This window comes from Microbacterium sp. C23T (genome assembly GCF_053345975.1).
Window position 1 is genome coordinate 76361 of sequence record NZ_JBKFBD010000019.1, and the last position, 19374, is coordinate 95734.

The 19374-nt window shown below is 72.0% G+C and carries 17 protein-coding genes and 2 pseudogenes; 7 read left to right on the forward strand and 12 right to left on the reverse strand.

From position 1 onward, the window contains the following. The first annotated feature begins 9 nt into the window (after positions 1-9). Positions 10-1413, forward strand: coding sequence for an aspartate aminotransferase family protein (locus tag ACLBXX_RS12325; protein WP_447658252.1), 1404 nt, complete (start codon positions 10-12; stop codon positions 1411-1413). A 106-nt stretch (positions 1414-1519) separates the two neighbouring features. Then, positions 1520-1819: pseudogene (locus ACLBXX_RS12330) on the forward strand (DUF7882 family protein); the annotation flags it as partial. A gap of 143 nt (positions 1820-1962) precedes the next feature. Here ACLBXX_RS12330 and ACLBXX_RS12335 read toward each other — a convergent pair. After that, a complete protein-coding gene (locus ACLBXX_RS12335; protein ID WP_447658253.1) occupies positions 1963-2286 on the reverse strand; it encodes a DUF7882 family protein in 324 nt (107 codons plus the stop codon). Between the two features lie 42 nt (positions 2287-2328). Beyond that, complete coding sequence (locus ACLBXX_RS12340) at positions 2329-2904, reverse strand: helix-turn-helix domain-containing protein (RefSeq protein WP_310288098.1); 576 nt, start codon at positions 2902-2904, stop codon at positions 2329-2331. Positions 2905-3010: 106 nt separating this feature from the next. Here ACLBXX_RS12340 and ACLBXX_RS12345 point away from each other — a divergent pair, with 106 nt between their 5' ends. Next, positions 3011-4042, forward strand: a complete 1032-nt coding sequence (locus ACLBXX_RS12345; protein WP_447658254.1) for an SDR family NAD(P)-dependent oxidoreductase — start codon at positions 3011-3013, stop codon at positions 4040-4042. 276 nt (positions 4043-4318) lie between these two features. Here ACLBXX_RS12345 and ACLBXX_RS12350 read toward each other — a convergent pair whose 3' ends face one another. From ACLBXX_RS12350 to ACLBXX_RS12375, 6 genes are all read right to left on the reverse strand, one after another. Then, entirely contained in the window at positions 4319-5878 is a 1560-nt protein-coding gene (locus ACLBXX_RS12350; RefSeq protein WP_447658255.1) for an SLC13 family permease, read from the reverse strand. 193 nt (positions 5879-6071) lie between these two features. After that, on the reverse strand, positions 6072-8117 hold the full coding sequence (locus ACLBXX_RS12355; RefSeq protein ID WP_447658256.1) for an oxidoreductase: 2046 nt from the start codon (positions 8115-8117) through the stop codon (positions 6072-6074). A gap of 25 nt (positions 8118-8142) precedes the next feature. Next, positions 8143-9303: a cystathionine gamma-synthase gene (locus ACLBXX_RS12360; protein WP_447658257.1), complete on the reverse strand. Its 1161-nt coding sequence runs from the start codon at positions 9301-9303 to the stop codon at positions 8143-8145. Continuing rightward, entirely contained in the window at positions 9300-10331 is a 1032-nt protein-coding gene (locus tag ACLBXX_RS12365; RefSeq protein ID WP_447658258.1) for a pyridoxal-phosphate dependent enzyme, read from the reverse strand. The genes ACLBXX_RS12360 and ACLBXX_RS12365 overlap by 4 nt, the downstream gene beginning before the upstream one ends. Positions 10332-10490: 159 nt before the next feature. Then, entirely contained in the window at positions 10491-11108 is a 618-nt protein-coding gene (gene msuE, locus ACLBXX_RS12370; protein WP_447658259.1) for an FMN reductase, read from the reverse strand. Beyond that, positions 11105-11965: a sulfurtransferase gene (locus ACLBXX_RS12375; protein ID WP_447658260.1), complete on the reverse strand. Its 861-nt coding sequence runs from the start codon at positions 11963-11965 to the stop codon at positions 11105-11107. The genes msuE and ACLBXX_RS12375 overlap by 4 nt, the downstream gene beginning before the upstream one ends. A 192-nt stretch (positions 11966-12157) precedes the next feature. Here ACLBXX_RS12375 and ACLBXX_RS12380 point away from each other — a divergent pair, with 192 nt between their 5' ends. Further along, positions 12158-12736: a hypothetical protein gene (locus ACLBXX_RS12380; protein WP_447658261.1), complete on the forward strand. Its 579-nt coding sequence runs from the start codon at positions 12158-12160 to the stop codon at positions 12734-12736. A gap of 7 nt (positions 12737-12743) precedes the next feature. On the opposite strand, the gene ACLBXX_RS12385 is transcribed toward ACLBXX_RS12380, so the two are convergent. After that, positions 12744-14873 carry a DEAD/DEAH box helicase gene (locus ACLBXX_RS12385; RefSeq protein ID WP_447658262.1) on the reverse strand — a complete coding sequence of 710 codons (2130 nt, stop codon included), beginning with the start codon at positions 14871-14873 and terminating at the stop codon, positions 12744-12746. On the opposite strand from ACLBXX_RS12385, the gene ACLBXX_RS12390 reads away from it, so the two are divergent. Next, positions 14872-15294 carry a DUF6412 domain-containing protein gene (locus ACLBXX_RS12390; RefSeq protein ID WP_447658263.1) on the forward strand — a complete coding sequence of 141 codons (423 nt, stop codon included), beginning with the start codon at positions 14872-14874 and terminating at the stop codon, positions 15292-15294. The genes ACLBXX_RS12385 and ACLBXX_RS12390 overlap by 2 nt on opposite strands. Before the next feature lie 87 nt (positions 15295-15381). After that, positions 15382-16134: a YidC/Oxa1 family membrane protein insertase gene (locus ACLBXX_RS12395; RefSeq protein WP_447658264.1), complete on the forward strand. Its 753-nt coding sequence runs from the start codon at positions 15382-15384 to the stop codon at positions 16132-16134. Between the two features lie 14 nt (positions 16135-16148). Here the strand turns inward: ACLBXX_RS12395 and ACLBXX_RS12400 are convergent, their stop codons facing one another. Next, positions 16149-17207 (reverse strand): FUSC family protein, encoded by a 1059-nt coding sequence (locus tag ACLBXX_RS12400; RefSeq protein WP_447658265.1) that lies wholly within the window; start codon positions 17205-17207, stop codon positions 16149-16151. 13 nt (positions 17208-17220) lie between these two features. Continuing rightward, positions 17221-17847: a TetR/AcrR family transcriptional regulator gene (locus ACLBXX_RS12405; RefSeq protein ID WP_447658266.1), complete on the reverse strand. Its 627-nt coding sequence runs from the start codon at positions 17845-17847 to the stop codon at positions 17221-17223. Positions 17848-17906: 59 nt separating this feature from the next. Here ACLBXX_RS12405 and ACLBXX_RS12410 point away from each other — a divergent pair, with 59 nt between their 5' ends. Then, positions 17907-19046 (forward strand): Gfo/Idh/MocA family protein, encoded by a 1140-nt coding sequence (locus ACLBXX_RS12410; RefSeq protein ID WP_447658267.1) that lies wholly within the window; start codon positions 17907-17909, stop codon positions 19044-19046. Between the two features lie 99 nt (positions 19047-19145). On the opposite strand, the pseudogene ACLBXX_RS12415 reads toward ACLBXX_RS12410, so the two are convergent. Continuing rightward, a pseudogene (locus tag ACLBXX_RS12415) lies at positions 19146-19374 on the reverse strand (hypothetical protein); the annotation flags it as partial.

Below are 19374 nucleotides of genomic sequence, written 5' to 3' on the forward strand. Positions count from 1 at the left end.
AGGCTCCACATGTCGATCACGACCGAACGCCACGCCCGCACCGAAGCCGAACTGCAGCAGATGGCCAAAGACCACCTGTGGATGCACTTCGCCCGCCAGTCGGTGATGACCGACGGACCGGGAGTCCCGATCATCGTCAAGGGCGAGGGCCACCACATCTGGGACTCGCAGGGCAAGCAGTACATCGACGGACTCGCCGGCCTGTTCGTCGTCGCCGCGGGCCACGGCCGCAAGCGCCTCGCCGAAGTCGCCGCGAAGCAGGCCGAGCAGCTCGCGTTCTTCCCGATCTGGTCGTACGCGCACCCCGCCGCGATCGAGCTCGCGGACCGCCTCGCCGACTACGCGCCCGGCGACCTCAACAAGGTGTTCTTCTCCACCGGCGGCGGCGAGGCCGTCGAGACCGCGTTCAAGCTGGCCAAGTACTACTGGAAGATCCAGGGCCAGCCCACCAAGCACAAGGTGATCTCGCGCTCGGTGGCCTACCACGGCACGCCCCAGGGTGCGCTCGCGATCACGGGCATCCCGGCCATGAAGTCGATGTTCGAGCCGGTCACCCCGGGCGGCTTCCGCGTGCCGAACACCAACTTCTACCGCGCCGACGACATGGGCGCGCCGTCCGGCAGCCTCGAGGAGTTCGGCGTCTGGGCAGCCGACCGCATCGAGGAGATGATCCTCTTCGAAGGTCCCGACACGGTCGCCGCCGTCTTCCTCGAGCCCGTGCAGAACTCGGGCGGCTGCTTCCCGCCGCCTCCCGGATACTTCCAGCGCGTGCGCCAGATCTGCGACAAGTACGACGTGCTGCTCGTGTCGGACGAGGTGATCTGCGCCTTCGGCCGCATCGGGCACATGTTCGCGTGCGATGCGTACGGCTACGTCCCCGACATGATCACGTGCGCGAAGGCCATGACGAGCGGCTACTCGCCGATCGGCGCCACGATCGTGAGCGACAAGATCTACGAGCCCTTCGCCCACGGGGACCGCGCGTTCTACCACGGCTACACCTTCGGCGGCCACCCGGTGTCGGCCGCCGTCGCGCTCGAGAACCTCGACATCTTCGAGGAGGAGGGCCTCAACGAGCACGTGCGCGAGAATTCGCCGTTGTTCCGCTCCACCCTGGAGAAGCTCTCCGACCTGCCGATCGTCGGCGACGTGCGCGGCGACGGGTACTTCTTCGGCATCGAGCTGGTTAAGGACAAGGCGACGAAGGAGACCTTCGACGACGACGAGTCCGAGCGGCTGCTGCGCGGGTTCCTGTCGAAGGCCCTGTTCGACGCCGGCCTCTACTGCCGCGCCGACGACCGCGGCGACCCCGTGATCCAGCTCGCCCCGCCCCTCACGATCGGGCCGAAGGAGTTCGTTGAGATCGAGCAGATCCTGCGGAGCGTGCTGACGGAGGCGTGGACGCGCCTCTGACGTCCTGCACCGGACACCGGAACCCCGAAGGGGTGGATTTCACCACGATCGACGTGCGGAAATCCACCCCTTCGCCGTTCCCCGGGGGCGGGGTTATGGTTGGCGCGTGGGCACGATCTACTACGGCGGCGGCGGGATGCCGATTCATATCGAAGACCGCGCACTCGCGCACCTGAAGGTCGTGATCGCGACCAAGCTGCGGCGCGACGAGAGCTTCACGGTCTCGTGGAAGCATCCGGACGACCAGCCGCGCGGGCGCAGCACCATCTGGCTGCATCCGTCGATCCCGCTGCGGTTCGTGTTCGACGATCCCGAGCCCACCGAGCTCAGCCGGGACTGGATCGAGGAGCTCGCGAACTCCGCCAGCTCGACCGGCGGCATCATGCTCGTCGCCGAGCACTTCGACACCGGTCCGGTCGCCGTGCTGGAGGGCGCGGACGGCGACGCTCCCGACGTGACGCTCGGCAACGTCGACGTCGATCACCTCGATGTCGAGCGCCTCACCGTCGGCGGCACCGAGGTCACCCCCGGCGACGACGCGGACTGAGCTCAGCCCTCCGTCGGCGGCGGGGCGTCTTCCTGCTCGGGTTCCGGCAGGATCGTGAGGCCGTTGGGCCCGCTGGCCGCGAGCATCAGCGCCTCGATCCAGGTGCGGTTGATGCGCGGCTGACGACTGCCGAAGAAGTGGAACTGGATCGGCACCGAAGGATGGATCCAGAAGCTCCGCCGGCCACTGCCGTCGCCGATCTCGACGTCGAACATGAACGGCTCGGAGCGGCGCAGCTTGTTCATCATCACGATGCGCAGATGCGCCAGCGTGCGGTCGTCGATGTCGACCGAGTTGGCGTTGGTGTCGTAGATGAACCGGCCCATGGCAGGAGCCTAGTGCCGGATCATCACGGCGCGAACGGCTGATCAGCGCGGCGCGAACGCCGCCGCGAACAGCGCACGCGCGCGGCGCGCGACCGCGGGTCGCTGGGCCGGATCGGCGCGGGCGAGCTCCGTCGCCAGCATCCCGGTCGCGAGGGTCACGTCCTCGGTCTCGATGTGGGATCCGATGCGTCCGGCTGCCCGGTCACGCGCGACCAGACGCTCCACGAGCGCCTGGAATCGCGCACCCAGCGACGCGACGCGGCGATCGGAGAGATCCGCGGTGATGAGCTCGATGAACGCCGTCGACACGACCGCCTGATCGACCACACGATCGAGCAGATCGTCGATCGTCCGGTCGGGCGGCACGGTGTACTCCTCGAGGTCGCGCACGTTGTCTTCGAAGACGGCGACGGCGAGGGCGGTGCGGTCGGGGAAATGACGGTACAGGCTTCCTTGCCCGACACCGGCGCGCTTGGCGACGGCGCTGAAGGGAGCCTGAAGGCCTCCTTCGGCATAGACCTCACGGGCAGCAGCGATCAACGCCTTGCGGTTGTCGGCGGCTGCGGCGGGGCCTCGGTTCTGGCGAGGGAGCGCACGGGGGGATGCGGTGCTCGGCACGGGTGTAGCCTAGTACCGGACAAAGTTGTCCGGTAGGAGCCGCCCCGAAGGATCCTCATCCCCCGGACCCGCAGCCCCGCTGAACTGCATGAAGAAGGGACAGAAAATGAGCACCACCACCGCTCCCCTGACCGGAGCATCCACCATCCAGACCTGGCTCGACGACCCCGCCGGCGGCGCCGCACTGCGCGGTCTGCTTGCCCAGGGCGGCCAGACCGCGGAGACTCTCGCCCCCATCGCGGGCCTGCCGATCAGCAACCTCGTCGCGATGAGCGGCGGCGCCTTCCCGCAGGCCGCCCTCGACGCACTCGTCGCGCAGGTCAACCCCGACGGCGTCCCCGCCGAGGCCGACGCCGCCGCCGAGACCCCGAAGGCCGAGTGGGCCGAGAAGGTCACCGCCGGACGCTTCACCGGTCAGACCGTCATCGTCACCGGCGCCGGCTCCGGCATCGGCCGCGCCACCGCGTCGCGCGTCGCGCGCGAGGGCGGTCGCGTGATCGCCGTCGACGTGAGCCAGGACCGCCTCGACGAGTTCGTCGCCGCCCACACCGGCGCCGACGTCGTGGCTCTGACCGCCGACATCACCGATGACGAGGGCGTGGCCCGCATCATCGAGGCGGCCGGCGACCGGATCGACGCCCTCGCGAACATCGCCGGGATCATGGACGACATGACCCCCGTCGGCGACGTCACCGACGCGGTCTGGGATCGCGTCTTCCGCGTGAACGTCACCGGCACGATGAAGCTGATGCGCGCCGTCATCCCCGCCATGCTCGCGCAGGGCAGCGGCTCGATCGTGAACACCTCGTCCGAGGCATCCCTTCGCGGATCCTCCGCCGGTGCCGCCTACACCGCGTCGAAGCACGCGGTCGTCGGCCTCACCAAGTCGAGCGCGTTCATGTACGGCCCGAGCGGCATCCGCGTGAACGCGGTCGCCCCGGGTGCGGTGATCACCAACATCGAGGCGAAGTTCAACTCGCCGCTCGGCGCCGACCGCGTGCGCGCCGGCATGGCGGTCATGACGCCTCCGGTCGCCGCCGACCGCCTCGCCGCGTCGATCACGTTCCTGCTGAGCGACGACGGCGTCAACGTGAACGGCCAGAACCTCGCGAGCGACGGCGGCTGGTCCGCCGCCTGACCCCACCGCGACGCCCCGGCCGACCCGAACCACCGGTCTGCCGGGGCGTCGCTCTGTGCTCCAGGCCCTTTTGGCGAGTCGCCAAGACCCTGCACCCGGCGGCCCGCTCCGTGGCGACCGCCTCCACCGCCCCGCTCTGGCGAGTCGCCAAAACCGAGCCCCGACGCCACGATCCGTGGCGAGTCGCCACACCCGCCCACACCGCGGCGTTCTGGCGAGTCGCCAAAACCGAGCCCCCGACGCCACGATCCGTGGCGAGTCGCCGAACCTGCTACCTCAGAACGGCCAGACGAGCGGCACGTACCAGACCGCCACGACGAGGAAGAACAGGGCCAGCGGCAGGCCGAGCTTCCAGTAGTCGCCGAAGCGGTAGCCGGCCGGCTCCATCACCATGAGGTTCGCGGGCGTCGCGATCGGGGTCAGGAACGCGGCCGCACCTGCGACGGTCAGCGCCATCATGAACGGCTGCACCGAGAGGTCGAGCGACTGCGCGACCGAGATCGCGATGGGCGCGACGATGAGCACGGTCGCGGTGTTGCTGATGAGCTGTCCCAGCACCACCGTCAGCCCGCAGAGTGCGAGCAGGGCGACGTGCGGCCCGGCGTCGCCGAGGAACGACAGCATCCAGTTCGCCACGAGGTCCGCCGTTCCGGTGCTGATGAACGCGGTCGACAGCGGGATCATGCCCGCGATGAGGACGATGGTGGTCCACGAGATCGAGTGGTACGCCTGCGTCACGGTGACCGTGCGAGTGAGCACCAGGGCGCACGCCGCCAGCAGCGCCGCCACCGCGGGCGGAACCAGCCCCGTCGCGAGCAGCAGGATCATCGCGAGCAGGATGCCGATCGCGCGCTTCGCGCCCTTGCCGAGCGGGACCGACCGGCGCAGCTGCGCGGGGTCATCGACGACGAGCACACCAGGATCGCTCGCGCGGCGCGTCAGGTCGTCCCACGCCCCCTGCAGCAGCAGCGCGTCACCGGCCTGCACGACGAACTCGGTGCCCTTGAGCTGCTCGTCGCCCCGACGGGCCGCGAGCACGACGAGGTCGCCGTCGGGCGTGGTCATGCCGGCGCACACGTGCTTGCCGATCAGGGGCGACCGGGGCGCCACGACCACCTCGGTGACGCCGGTCTCGGGGCCGAGCAGCATGCCGGTGTCGAGGCTGAGCGAATACTGCTGACGCAGCAGGCGCGCGTGCCGCACGAGATCGAGCGGCATGAGCGCACCCTTGCGCTCGGGCACGAGAGCGCCGCCGACGAGGAGGATCGCGACCGTTCCGAGAAGCACCGGGATGCCGACCAGGGCGAACTCGAAGAACCCGAACTCGCGCCCGCCCGCCGCCGCGGCGAACTCCGAGACGATGATGTTGACCGGCGTGCCGGTGAGCAGCAGCAGCGACCCCGCGGATGCCGCGAACGCGAGCGGCATGAGGAGCTTCGACGACGCGATTCCCGCGCGGGCGGCGACGACCACCACGAGCGGCAGCAGTGCGGCGACGGCGCCGTTGATGCTGATGAGGGCGGTGAGTCCGGCGACGAGCAGCGCGATGACGACGAGAAGGGTCGTCCGCTTAGTGCCAGCGCGACCGATCACCTTCTGCCCCGCCCACGCCGTGACGCCCGTGCCGTCGAGCGCCTCGCTCACCACGAAGAGTCCGGCGATGAACAGCACCGTCGGATCGCCGAACCCCGCGAGCGCCTGCGGCAGCGTCAGCACCCCGGTGAAGAAGAGCGCGAGCGCGACCCCGATCGCCACGACCCCGATCGGCACGCGATTGCTCACGAACGCGATCACCGCGAGCACGAGGATGGCGAGCGTTGCGGTGACGGGGTCCACCCGCCCAGCGTAGCCACCGCCCCTCCGGCTGTTCGGGGTCGGCGCCTCTGTGCCCGTGTCCGAGGCGCCGGCTTCGACAGGTCAACCGGGCCTCGACAGGGGCGTCTGCGAGGGAGGACACCTGCGGAACCCCGGTTGACCTGTCGAAACGGCAGGGGACGGATAGACGGATGCTGCTCCCCAGGCGCGGAGCTCAGCCGCGGAGGGTTGCGAGCCCGGCGAGGTCGTAGGCGAGCTCGACGGCCTCGAAGATCGCGGCGTCGATGGTACGGGGAGCGAAGGCGTCGCCGATCACCACGACACGAGGGGATCCGGATGCTGCGGCCCCGGTGTCCGTCGCGAGGCCGTGGACGCCCACAGCAGCTCGCGGCTCGATCGCGACGACGGTGTCGACGCCGGGGATCGCGTCCGCGGCCCCGGTGAGCATGTCGCGCACGGTCACCGCGCCCGGCTCGATGCTCTCGACGCGGTGCGCGACGCTCCGGCGGAAGCCGCCGTGCGCGCCGAGGCGCTCGAGCAGCAGCGGCCGGTCGTACCCGGCGCCGATGTGCGGGAACACGGTCTCGAAGGGCGTGATCAGCTCGAGCTCGTCGACCCGTTGGAGCAGCGTCAGCACGATGCCGGCGGCGTACGCCGTGCCGTCGGCATCCACCACCGCGATCCGCCGGCCGAGCGGCGCGACCGACGCCGCGGCGAATGCGTCGATCGTGCCCTCGGCGGGGAATCCGTCGGTGTAGGCCCCGCCGAGCGCGAGCGAAGTGGTCGCGGGCGCGACGGCGCCGGTGGCCACGACGACGCCGTCGACGGTTCCGAGCCCGCACAGCATCTCGGCCGTCGCCTCGACGCCGAGCCGCACGTCGACGCCGGCGGTCCCGAGGTCGCGCTCGAGGTCGTCGACCAGGAGCCCGACGCTCTCACGACCCGGCACCTGCCGGGCGAGGCGCAACTGCCCTCCGAGCTCCACCGCGCGCTCGAGCAGCGTCACCGCGTGCCCGTCGGTCGCGAGCTCGACGGCGGCGCGCATGCCCGCGGGACCGCCGCCCACGACGACCCACCGCTGCGGCGATGCGGTGCGCGGCCGGTCGCCGCGCTCGAGTTCACGGCCGGCGAGCGGGTTCACGGTGCACGACATCGCGAGTCCGCGACTGCCGCGGCCGAGGCATCCCTGATTCAGCCGGATGCAATGGCGGATGCCGCGCTCCGCCGGGTCGACGGGTGCGAGTCCGAGGAGCTTGCGGCCGAGGTCGGGGTCGGCGATCTGCGCGCGCGTGAGCGCGACCATGTCGGCGATGCCCGAGGCGACGACGTCCTCGGCCTCCTCGACCGAGCGGGCCGCGCCGACCCCGAACACCGGCACGTCGGGGTTGGCGGCTTTGACCGCGGCGACGTCGTCGCGCAGCCACGCGTACGGCATGGGCGACGACGGGAAGACGTAGTGCACGTTGTGGTAGCCGCCGGCGGCGAGGTCGAGGAAGTCGATCCGGGCCTCCTGACGGAGGCGCGCGATGACCTCGCGCATGCCGGCGCCGTCGATGCCGTCCGGGTGGAACTCGTTCGCGACGATGCGGATCCCCACGGTGAAGTCGTCGCCCACCCGCGCGCGCACCGCCCGCAGCACCTCGCGCGGGAACCGGGTGCGCCCCTCGAGGGCGCCGCCGTACTCGTCCTCGCGGGCGTTGTAGAGGGGCGAGAGGAACTGGTGCAGCAGGTAGCCGTGCGCCATGTGGATCTCGACGCCGTCGAACCCGCCGTCGCGCGCGTACTCGGCCGACAGCGCCCAGCCCTCGACGAACGAGGCGATGTCGGCGTGGTCCATCGCGCGGGTCGCGTGCCCCGTCGACGGCGAGATCAGCCGCGACGGCGCATAGACGGTGCGCGGCCCGTCCGGCCCGTCGGGCTGCGCCTGCGCCCCATGGTGGTTCAGCTGCACGAAGATCTTCGCACCGGCTTCGTGCACGGCATCCGTCATGCCCTTCGACGCCGCGACGCCCTCGGGACGGTAGGCGTCCTCGAAGCCCCGGATCGATCCGGTCGGGTGCACGAAGTGGTTGCCGGCGACGAAGAGGCCGCATCCGCCGAGCGCGCGGCGCACGTAGTACGCGGTCTCGCGGTCGGACTCGACGCGGTCGGAGTATTGCTTCGAGTGCGCCGTCTGCATGATGCGGTTCGGCACCGTGACGCCGCCGATCCGCAGCGGCTGCGCGAGGACGGACGGACGGATGCCGGGGCTCGCGGTCATGCCTTCGAGCCTACGACCGCCTTCCTCAGAGCGCTGAGAGCGCCTGGTCGAGGTCTGCGAGGAGGTCCGGCGCCGACTCGATGCCGACCGACAGGCGCACGACGTCCGGCGGGACGGCGAGCTCGGTGCCGCGCACCGAGGCGTGCGTCATCTCGTCGGGGTAGTTCATGAGCGACTCGACGCCGCCCAGCGACTCGGCCAGCTGGAAGAGGCGCGTCGACTCGGCGAAGCGGCGTGCGGATGCGGCATCCGCCAGCCCCACCGAGACGATGCCGCCGAACCGGCTCATCTGCCGCGCGGCGAGCTCGTGCCCCGGGTGCGACGCGAGACCGGGGTAGTACACGCGCGCGACCGCGCCGTGCCCCGACAGGAACTCCGCGATCTCCTGCGCGTTCTCGCTGTGCCGCTGCATGCGCAGGGCCAGCGTCTTGATCCCGCGCGTCGTTAGCCACGCGTCGAGGGGGCCCGACACGGCGCCGACCGCGAACTGCAGGAACTTCACCTCGCCGTACAGCGCGTCGTCGTTGAGCACGAGCGCGCCGCCGACGACATCGGAGTGCCCGCCGAGGTACTTGGTCGTCGAGTGCACGACCACGTCGGCGCCGAGCGCGAGCGGCTGCTGCAGCGCCGGCGACGCGAAGGTGTTGTCGACGACGACCAACGCTCCGGCGTCGTGCCCGAGGCGAGCGAGCCCTGCGATGTCGGTGATGCGCAGCAGCGGGTTGCTGGGGGTCTCGACCCACACGATGCGGGCCGGCCGCTCCTCGAGCGCCGCGCGCACCGCGTCGAGGTCGCTCATGTCGACGACGCGGATGCCGACGCCCCACCCGCCGAGCACACGCGCGATGAGGCGGTAGGTGCCGCCGTAGACGTCGTTGCCGAGCAGCACCTCGTCGCCGGGCTTCAGCGCCGCGCGCAGCAGCGCGTCCTCGGCGGCGAGGCCCGAGGCGAACGACAGCGCGTGGGCGCCGCCCTCGAGGGCGGCGAGCTGGGTCTCGAGCGCCGTGCGCGTCGGGTTGCCGCTGCGTCCGTACTCGTACCCCTCGCGGAGTCCGCCGATGCCGTCCTGCGCGTACGTCGTCGAGAAGTGCACCGGGGGGATCACCGCCCCCGTCGTGGGGTCGAAGGCCTGCCCGGCGTGCACCGCCCGGGTCTCGAAGCCGCGGTCGTTCGTGGACTCGGTCATTCGGGTGCTCCTTCGTGGGTGGTTCCGGATGCCTCGGGCGCGGGGTGTGCGCCGGGTGCGGGCGCCGCGGCGCCGGTGTCGAAGCCGTGGTCGCGCATCCAGTCGTCGTCGTAGAACCGGTTGAGGTAGCCGCGACCGTGATCGGGCAGCAGCACGACGACGACCGCGTCGGCGGGGAGATCGCGCGCGGTCCGCAGCGCGGCGACGACGGCCATGCCGCTCGATCCGCCGACGAGGAGGCCCTCCTCGCGGGCGAGTCGACGCGTCATCTCGAACGACTCGGCGTCGGGGATGCGGTGGATCTCGTCGGGCACCGACGGGTCGTAGCTCTCGGGCCAGAAGTCCTCGCCGACGCCCTCGACGAGATAGCCGTGCAGTGGCCCACCGGAGTAGATCGACCCCTCGGGGTCGGCGCCCACGACCCGCACCGCCCCGTCCGACACCTCGTGCAGAAAGCGGCCGGTGCCCGTGATGGTGCCGCCGGTGCCGATGCCCGCGACGAAGTGGGTGACGCGTCCGTCGGTGTCGCGCCAGATCTCGGGGCCCGTGGTCTCGTAGTGGCTGAGCGGCCCGTTGGGGTTCGCGAACTGGTTCGGCTTGAACGCGCCGGGGATCTCGCGCACGAGACGGTCGGCCACGCTGTAGTACGAGCGCGGGTCCTCCGGCGGCACGCTGGTCTCGGTCACGACGACCTCGGCGCCGTAGGCCTTGAGCACGTCGACCTTGGCGCCGGCGAACTTGTCGGGCACGACGAAGATCATCCGGTAGCCGCGCTGCACGGCGACCAGCGCGAGACCGACGCCGGTGTTGCCGCTCGTCGGCTCCACGATCGTGCCGCCGGGCAACAGCTGCCCGTCACGTTCTGCGGCGTCGATGATGCGACGCGCGATGCGGTCCTTGGCGGAGCCTCCGGGGTTGAAGTACTCGACCTTCGCGAGCACCGTCGCGGCGATGCCGTCGGTGACACGGGTCAGCTGGACGAGGGGGGTGTCGCCGACGAGGTCGGCCACGCTCTGGGCGTAACGCACGTTGTGTCCTGGGGTGTTGCCGCGCGGGTGCGCGGAAGGTTGTCGGGGTCGCTGAGGTCTGCGTGAAGCGGGAGCTTCAACAGCAGGGGCGACAACACCGGCAGGTCAACACGGGCGCCAGTCTATGTGCTGGGCGGCATCACGTCGAGAAGCAGCAGATCACCAGGTCGCGACGTACTCCGATCGACGGACCAGCGCCGCCTGCTCGACCAGTGGCAGCGATCGGTCGACGGCCTGCACGACGCGGCGCACGACCTCGGGCGAGGAGACCTCGTAGTCCGTGAAGTCGCCGTTCGACGCGTACACGCCGATCGGCAGCGTCAGCGCCTGGAAGAACCCGAAGAGCGGCCGCAGCTGGTGCTCGATGATGAGCGCGTGCCGTTCGCCGCCGCCGGTCGCCGCGAGCAGCACCGGCGTTCCCACGAGGTCGTACTGGCCCACGAAGTCGAAGAGGTGCTTGAACAGCCCCGTGAAGGATGCCCGGTACACGGGGCTCGCCACGACGAGCAGGTCGGCGGACTCGATCGCCTGCAGGGCGGATTCGACCTCGGGGGCGACGTCCTCCCGCGTGAGGGCGCCCGCGAAGCCCGCGCCGAGCGCGGCGACCTCGACGAGCTCCGTCTCGGCGGGGACGCGCTGCGCGACGGTGGCGAGGATCGTCTTCACCAGGGCCGTGGTGCGGCTCGGCTCGTGGAGCGAGCCCGATACCCCCACCACGCGCAGCGGGCGGTCGGCGATGGTCGGGACGGCGGGCGCGTCCCGCAGCACCTCGCTCATACCGGCACCACGTCCAGCGACGGTGCGGGGCCGACGGCCGCGAGGCGGCCGCGCGAGCGCGACCACTGGCTCCACGAGCCCGGGTAGACCACGACGTCGATGCCGGCGAGAGCACCGGCGAGCGCGGTGTGCGTCGCCGCGATGCCGGAGCCGCAGTACGCGGCGACCGAGACGCCGTCGACGACGCCTGCGGCCGCGAACTCGGCGCGGATCTCGTCGGGCGAACGGAACCGGCCCGCGGTCAGGTGCACCGTCGTAGGAAGGTTCACCGCGCCGGGGATGTGCCCGCCGACCGGATCCAGCGGCTCCGCGTCGCCGCGGTACCGCTCGGGTGCACGCACGTCGAGCAGCAGGCCGTGATCGGGCCACTCTTCGACGCCGTCGATGTCGGCGACGCCCTCGGTGATCTCATCGAGCACGACGTCCCCCGGTGGCCGCGGCAGCACGTCGCCGGTCTCGAGCGGGAGACGCTCGGTCAGCCAGCCGCGCAGGCCCCCGTCGAGCACGCGCACGTCCGCCAGCCCGGATCGCGTCAGCACCCACCATGCGCGCGCGGCGGCGACCGAGTGCACGTCGTCGTACGCGACGACGGTGTCGCCGGCCCGGATGCCCCACCGCCGTGCCGCGGCCTCGAGCTGCGCGCGCGGCGGCAGCGGGTGGCGCCCTTCGCGGGGGTCGCCGCGGCGCGCCAGCTCATGGTCGAGATCGACGTAGACCGCGCCGGGCAGGTGCCCGTCGAGGTACGCCGGCCGGCCCTCGGGCTGGTCGAGCCTCCAGCGCACGTCGAGGATCCGCGGCGGGGTGCCGCTGCGGATGAGGTCGGCGAGCTCGGTCGGCGAGATGAGTGGGGAAGGCATGCGGCCATGCTCGCCCGGCCGCAGACCGCGCGGAATGTCGTGACGACACACACCGCGACACGACGACACGGGGCGTCACACGCAGTCATGTGTCGGCGCCGCGCCCGCCGCCCGCGCGGTGTGTCTCGCACCGAATCCGGGTCTGCTCGCGCGCGCGGCCGTACGATTCCGCCAGAACCGATGGAGGAACGGATGCCGCACCCTCGCGCGACACGTGATTCCCGGGCTCCGCGGCGCGCGGCCCGGCTGCTGGCGGGACTCGCCATCGCGGCGGGGCTCACGCTCCTCGCCGGCTGCGGCAACGGCGGGATCCCCGTTCCGACCGCGCTGCCGACCGCCCTTCCCACCACGCTGCCCACGCGGACGACCTCCCCGGAGCCGACGGTCGAGCCGACACCGGAGCCCACGAGGGTGCTGCCGACGCGCTCCCCCGCACCGACCCCGGAGCCCACAGCCGAGCCGACCCCGGAGCCGACCGTGGTGCCGGAGCCCACGGCCGAGCCCACGACGCCCGTGCCGGTGCCCACCGTGGTGCCCGAGCCGACGGCGACACCGACTCCCGAACCGACGGCGACTCAGACCCCGACGCCGACACCCACCCCGACGGCGACACCGACCCCGACGCCTTCACCCACGGCCGAGGCGGGTGACGACGCCGCCGCGCCCATCAACTGGGTGCCCTGGGTCGTCATGGTGGGGCTGCTCGTCGCGGCGGCGGTGATCTACCTCATCGTGCGGCGACCGCGGCCGAAGCCCCCGACCGAGACCTAGACCCAGCTCAGCCGCGGAGGGCGAGGGCGAAGGGGAGCACCCCGGTCGCGCCCGCGCGGCGGAGCTCGCGCGCGGCGACCGTGAGGGTCCACCCGCTGTCGACACGATCGTCGACGAGGAGCACGGGGCCTGCGGGGATGTCGAGCCCGGCGGCGGAGAACCGGCCCCAGACCCCCGCGACGCGGAAGGCGCTGTTGCCGCCGGGCTGCCCGGTGGGCCCGCCGTCGACGAGGTCGAGCCCGCCGAGGAACGGCAGCCGGCCGATCTCGGCGATGCCGCGGGCGAGCGAGTCGACGAGCTGCGGCTTCGTGCGCGACGGCATCGCGATGACCGCGACGGGGCGGGTCTCCCATCCCCATTCCGCGAGGACGCGCACGCACGCCCCGAGCACGTTCTGCGGCACGGGCGCGTCCGCGGCGCCTGCCGCGAACAGGTCGCGCAGCGCGCCGCCCCAGCCGAGGTCGGTGAGACGCGCGAGCGCGCGCCCTTCCGTGGCCTGCTCGTCCGCGGCGATGCGGCCCTTCACCGGCACGCCGAGCCTGTCGGCACCGGTCGGCCACTGACGCCTCGGCTCGATCGGCACCCCGACGCGGTCGAGGGCGGCGGCCGCGGCATCCGTCGCTCCCGAGGCGATCGCCGTCGGGAACCACGCGCCGGCGCAGTTGTCGCAGCGCCCGCAGGGCGCCGCCGAATCGTCGTCGAGCGAGCGCTGCAGGAACTCCATGCGGCAGCCTGAGGTCTCTTCGTACTCGATCATGTGCTGCTGCTCGGCGACGCGCTCGGCCGCGATGCGGCGGTAGCGCTCCTCATCGTACGTCCACGGTTCGCCGGTCGCGATCCAGCCGCCGCGCACGCGGCCGACCGCGCCGTCGACGTCGAGCACCTTCAGCAGCAGTTCGAGCGGGGTGCGGCGGATGTCGACCACGGCCTCGAGCGCGGGCGTCGAGAGCGGTCCGCCCGCGACGGCGAGCGCGGCGAGCACCCGCTCGGCACGCTCGCGGTCGGGCATCGACGCGGTCGCGAAGTAGTGCCAGATCTCGCGGTCCTCGACGCCCGGCAGCAGCAGCACGTCCGCGGAGTCGGTGGCGCGACCGGCGCGACCGACCTGCTGGTAGTACGACACCGGCGACGACGGCGCTCCGAGGTGCACGACGAAGCCCAGGTCGGGCTTGTCGAATCCCATGCCGAGCGCGCTCGTCGCCACGAGCGCCTTGACCCGGTTGTCTTTCAGGAGCGCCTCGGACTCTTCACGCTCGTCGGTGTCGGTCTGCCCGGTGTACGCGCGGACGTCGTATCCCCGCTCGCGCAGCAGCCGTGCCGTGTCGTTCGCCGCCGCCACCGTCAGGGTGTAGATGATGCCGGATCCCGGCAGGTCGCCGAGGTGGCTGATCAGCCAGGCGAGCCGGCTCGGCGAGTTGGGAAGGCGCAGCACGCCGAGTCGCAGTGACGCCCGCGCGAGCGGACCGCGGATGGTGAGCACGCCCTGCGCCGAGGCATCCGATTCCGCCATGCCGGCGTCGAGCTGCTCCGCGACGTCGGCCACCACGCGACTGTTGGCGGTCGCGGTGGTCGCGAGCACCGGCACGCCCGCGGGCATGCGTGCGATGAGATCGCGCAGGCGCCGATAGTCGTGGCCCCAGTCGCTGATGCAGTGCGCCTCGTCGACGACCAGCAGGCCGATGCGGGCGACGAGCTGGGGCAGCTGCTCGTCGCGGAACGAAGGATTGTTGAGGCGTTCGGGCGACACGAGCAGCACGTCGACCTCGTCGCGGTCGAGCTGTGCGAGCACGTCGGTCCACTCGTGCGCATTCGTCGAGTCGATCTTCACGGCCCGCACCCCAGCGCGCGCGGCCGCGGCGATCTGATCCCGCATCAGCGCCAGCAGGGGCGACACGAGCACGGTCGGTCCTGCCCCGCGCCGACGCAGGAGCAGCGTCGACACGAAGTACACGGCCGACTTCCCCCACCCGGTCCGCTGCACCACCAGCGCACGGCGGCGTTCGTCGACGAGGGCCGCGATCGCCTCGAACTGCCCCTCGTGGAAGTCGGCGTCGTCGCGTCCGACGAGGGTGCGCAGCACCTCGAGTGCTTCGGTGCGGGTCGTCGTGGTCGCTGTCACCCTCCCAGCCTGCCCCATGGTCCTGACACCCGTGCCGCCGCCCGACCTGGCCTCCCGGCCCCGTGCTACCGTGGCGGCGACGAGGGAGGTGCGCGTGCTCGAGACGATCGCCGCGGTGCTGCGCCTCGTCGTCGAGGTTCTCGCGGCCGCCCTGCGCCCCGCCATGGAACTGCTCGGCGCCGCCACGCGCTCGCTGTTCGAGGTCGCGCCCGCGGCCCAGCCCGAGACCGGCGCCCTCGTGATCGCGGTCGCCGTCGTCGCGACGCTGGCCCTCCTCGCCGTCGCGATCGCCGTCTTCCTCGTCCCGGCGCGCACGATCGCCACCGCGGCCCATCCGCGCCGCGCGATCGCCGACGCGACCAGACTCACCGCATCCCACCCCGACGCTCCCGGGCACTCCCGTCCGCGCGCCCCGGGTTCGGCGGCCCTGGCCGCGTAGCCCCGACGCCCGTTCCCCTCGAGGACCGCTCGCCGGTGCCTTCGTGGCCGCACGCCACGAAACAGCACCCGACGAACGGACACCGCCATGGACCTCTACGCCTTCCCGCCTGTCGCCGCGATCCTCGACGCGGCCTACTCCCTGCTCATGGGCCTCGCGGCCCTGCTCGAACCTCTCGCCGGATCCGCGGCGGCCGCAGCATCCGTCATCGTCCTGACGCTCCTGGTGCGCGCGGCGCTCATTCCCGCGGGGATCGCGCAGGCGAAGGCCGAGCAGACCCGCAGCCGCCTCGCACCGAAGCTGCGAGACCTGCAGCGCCGCCACAAGAAGGACCCCGAGCGCCTCCAGCGCGAGACGATGAAGCTCTACTCCGACGAGAAGGCGTCGCCCTTCGCGGGGTGCCTGCCGATGCTCGCGCAGGCGCCGGTCGTGGCGATCGTCTACGCACTCTTCCTCCACACCGCGATCGCGGGACACGCCAACGCGCTGCTCGCGCACGAGCTCTTCACCGTCCCCCTCGGCACGAGCCTGGTGAGCGCGATCGCCGCGGGCACGGCCTCGGCCGCCACCCTCGGGGTGTTCGCCGGAGTGCTCGCGGTCATCGTCGCGGTCGCCGAGATCACGCGGCGGGCGTTCCGCCCGCAGATCGACACGACACCGGATGCTGCGCCCCTGGCCGGTGCCGGCATGGCCAGGCTCGCCGGGGCGCTGCAGTTCACGACCGCGGTGTTCGCCCTCTTCGTGCCGCTCGCCGCCGCGCTCTACCTCGCCACGACCGTCGCGTGGACCCTCGTGCAGCGCGTCGTGCTGCGGAGGATCTATCCCCTCGCGAACTCCTGAGCCGTGCGGCCGGATCAGGCGGCTGGTTCGTCGCGGGGGTGCAGCACGCCGCTCGCGGCGCCCAGCACGGCGCCGGCCACCGTGTCGATCACGCGCTCCGTCGCCACCGCCAGGCTGTCGACATCACCGGTCGCGGCGCCTGTGAGCAGCAGCACGAGCGGTGTGATGAACACCAGGGCGAGCGCGTAGTTGCGCACGATGAACAGCTCGATCGTGAACTGCAGACCGCCGAGCACGAGCGCCAGCCACTGCGCATGGATCGGCAGCGGCGCGATCAGCAGGTACACGCCGGCGCCGAGGACGGTGCCGATCACGCGGTGGAGCCCGCGCGCGAACGCGGCGCGGCGCTCGGCGGCCACCCCGATCACCGCTACGGCCGCCCCGACGATCCAGTACGCACGGTCGGGGTCCAACGCGAGTCCCCAGGCGATCCCGAGCACCGTGACGATCGCGACGCGGACGACGAGCATCCTCGAAGCCTGCGACCAGGACGGCCCGGGCAGCACCTCGCGAAGCGGGCGCGCGCGGACTCGGCGCCGACTGGGCAGCGTCAACGGCGCGAGCGACACCGCCGCCGCGAACAGGATGCCTCCGGCCACCGCCGCGAGATAGGTCGCGGCATCCGCTCCCGACGCCACGATGTGCGCCGACAGACCGTAGACGAGAACGACGAACAGTGGTCCCGGCGGGCCGACGGAGAACCCGAACATCGCGGCCGCCGCGACGATCGCGACGACGGCGAGACCGACGAGGGTCGCGACCGCGGACGGCCCGGCGAGAGCGCCGAGCGCCGCGGCGAGCGCGAGTCCGCCGGCGACGAACGGCACGACACGCGCTCGCTCGACCACCGGCAGCTGCGTGCCGTAGAGCGCGACGAATGCGCCGGTCGCAGCCTGGAAGCCGAGATCGGCGCGCCCGAGCACGGTCATCACCGCGATCGGCACGGCCATGGCGATCGCCGCGCGCAGGCCGATCGCCCACCGCGGCGCCGGCGCCGGCGCGAGGCGGAACAGACTCGACACCGCGTGGCCCAGGTCGGCCGCGAACCGCCGGCCGGCGCCGTGCTGCGGCATCCGTCCTCCCGTCTCAGACCGTCGGGCGCTCGGCCGAGGCCGGCTCCGAGAGCAGCTGGTCGAGGAGCGCGAGGGCGGCGTCCTGCGGGGCGTCGGGGTCGAGCAGCCACTGGGTCTGCAGACCGTCGGATGCCGCGATCACGAGCGCGGCGGTGGCCAGCGGGTCGACGTCGGCCCGGATGCGACCCGCCCGCTGGTTGTGGCGCACCCGTTCGGCGATCTCGGCCCGCACGCGGACGAAGCGCTCGGTCGCGAACTCGCGCGCGGCGGGGTGCCCTTCCTCGAGCGCCGATGCGACGAGCGACGAGTACAGCTGCACGAGCCCCTGGACCTCGTGGTTGGCGTCGCTCCAGCGGCGAAGGAGCTCGGTGGGCGTCACATCGGGAGGGACGGGCTCCCAGTCCTCGCCGCGGGACTCCGACTGGCGGTACACCGCGATCAGCAGCTCCTCGAGCGACCCGAAGTAGTGCGTGAGCGCGGCGTGCGTGACGCCGACCTCCTCCGCGATCGCGCGCAGGCTAGTACGGTCCGAGCCGCGCTTGGCGAACACCTCGATGGCGCGATCGAGGATCTCCTGGCGACGGGCGACGCCCTTCGCGTACGACCCTCGCGGGGTCGGCTGCTGCTCCGCTTCGGCCATGCGGACCATGCTACCGAAGAAAAACCTCCACATGGAGGTTTTCGTGGTACCGTTTGGCGATGACCACGTCTTCCTCCGGAGCCGTCGGCGTCGGCATCATCGGCGCCGGCAACATCAGCGACCAGTATCTGACGCACCTGTCGAGCTTCCCCGACGTGCGCGTGATCGCGATCGGCGACCTCCTCGAGGACCGCGCGAAGGCGCAGGCCGAGAAGTACGGCGTGCCCCACGCGGGCGGCATCGACCTCGTGCTGAACGACCCCGATGTCGACATCGTCGTGAACCTCACCATCCCGGCGGTGCACGTCGAGGTCTCACTGGCGATCATCGCGGCCGGCAAGCACGTCTGGACCGAGAAGCCGATCGGCATCGACCGCGAGGAGTCGCAGCGGCTTCTCACGGCGGCGGATGCTGCGGGCCTGCGCGTCGGCGTCGCGCCCGACACCGTTCTCGGCCCGGGTGTGCAGACCGCCAAGCGCGCGATCGCGCGCGGCGATATCGGCCGCCCGCTGTTCGCATCGACCTCCTTCCAGTGGCAGGGTCCCGAGATCTTCCACCCGAACCCCGCGTTCCTGTACGCCAAGGGCGGCGGACCGCTCCTCGACATGGGTCCGTACTACGTGTCGGCGCTCGTGCACGTGTTCGGCCCCGTCGCGTCGGTCGCGGCCCTCGGCCTGAAAGGCTCCCCCACCCGCAAGGTGCAGGTCGGCGAGCTCGCCGGTCAGGAGTTCCCGGTCGAGATCCCGTCGACCCTGTCGGTGCTGATGGACTTCGAGCAGGGAGGTCAGGCCCAGAGCCTGTACAGCACCGACTCGCCGCTCCTGCGCCACGGCGTCTTCGAGATCAACGGCACCGAGGGCACCATCGTCATCCCCGACCCGAACTACTTCGGCGGGCCGATCACGATCACGCGTCCCCTGACCGAGATGGCGCCGCCCGCATCGCGAGTGCAGGAGGTCGTCGAGGTTCCGCAGGAGGGTGTGCTCACCGGCCGCGGCCTGGGCGTGCTCGACATGGCCCGCTCGATCCGCGACGGCCGTCCGCACATCGCCACCGGTGAGTTCGGGTACCACGTGCTCGACACCCTGCTGGCGATCGAGGAGGCCGCGGCGTCGCGCACCTACGTGGACGTCGAGAGCACCCTCGGCGAGGTCGGCTCCCTCCCCGCGGACTTCGACCCGCTGGCCGCCACGCTCTGACGCACCCCGCTTCACACGAGACCCCCTGCCACCCGGCAGGGGGTTTCTTGCAGGGGGTGACGGATGCCGCGGCCCGCGGCATCCGCGATCTCCGTGGCGTCAGCCGAACAGGTCGCGGAGACCGGGGAGCTCGAAGTTCGAGATCTGCTCGCCGATGCCGGAGACCGCCTCGCCGGCGCCCGCGAGCTGGTCGGAGGCTCCTGCGATGAGGTCGCCCGCGCCGCCGAGGTCGACACCGCCCGCGATCGCGTCGAGGTCGACGCCGCCGGCGATCGTGTCGAGGTCGACGCCGCCGGCGATCGTGTCGAAGTCCACGCCCAGCGTCGCC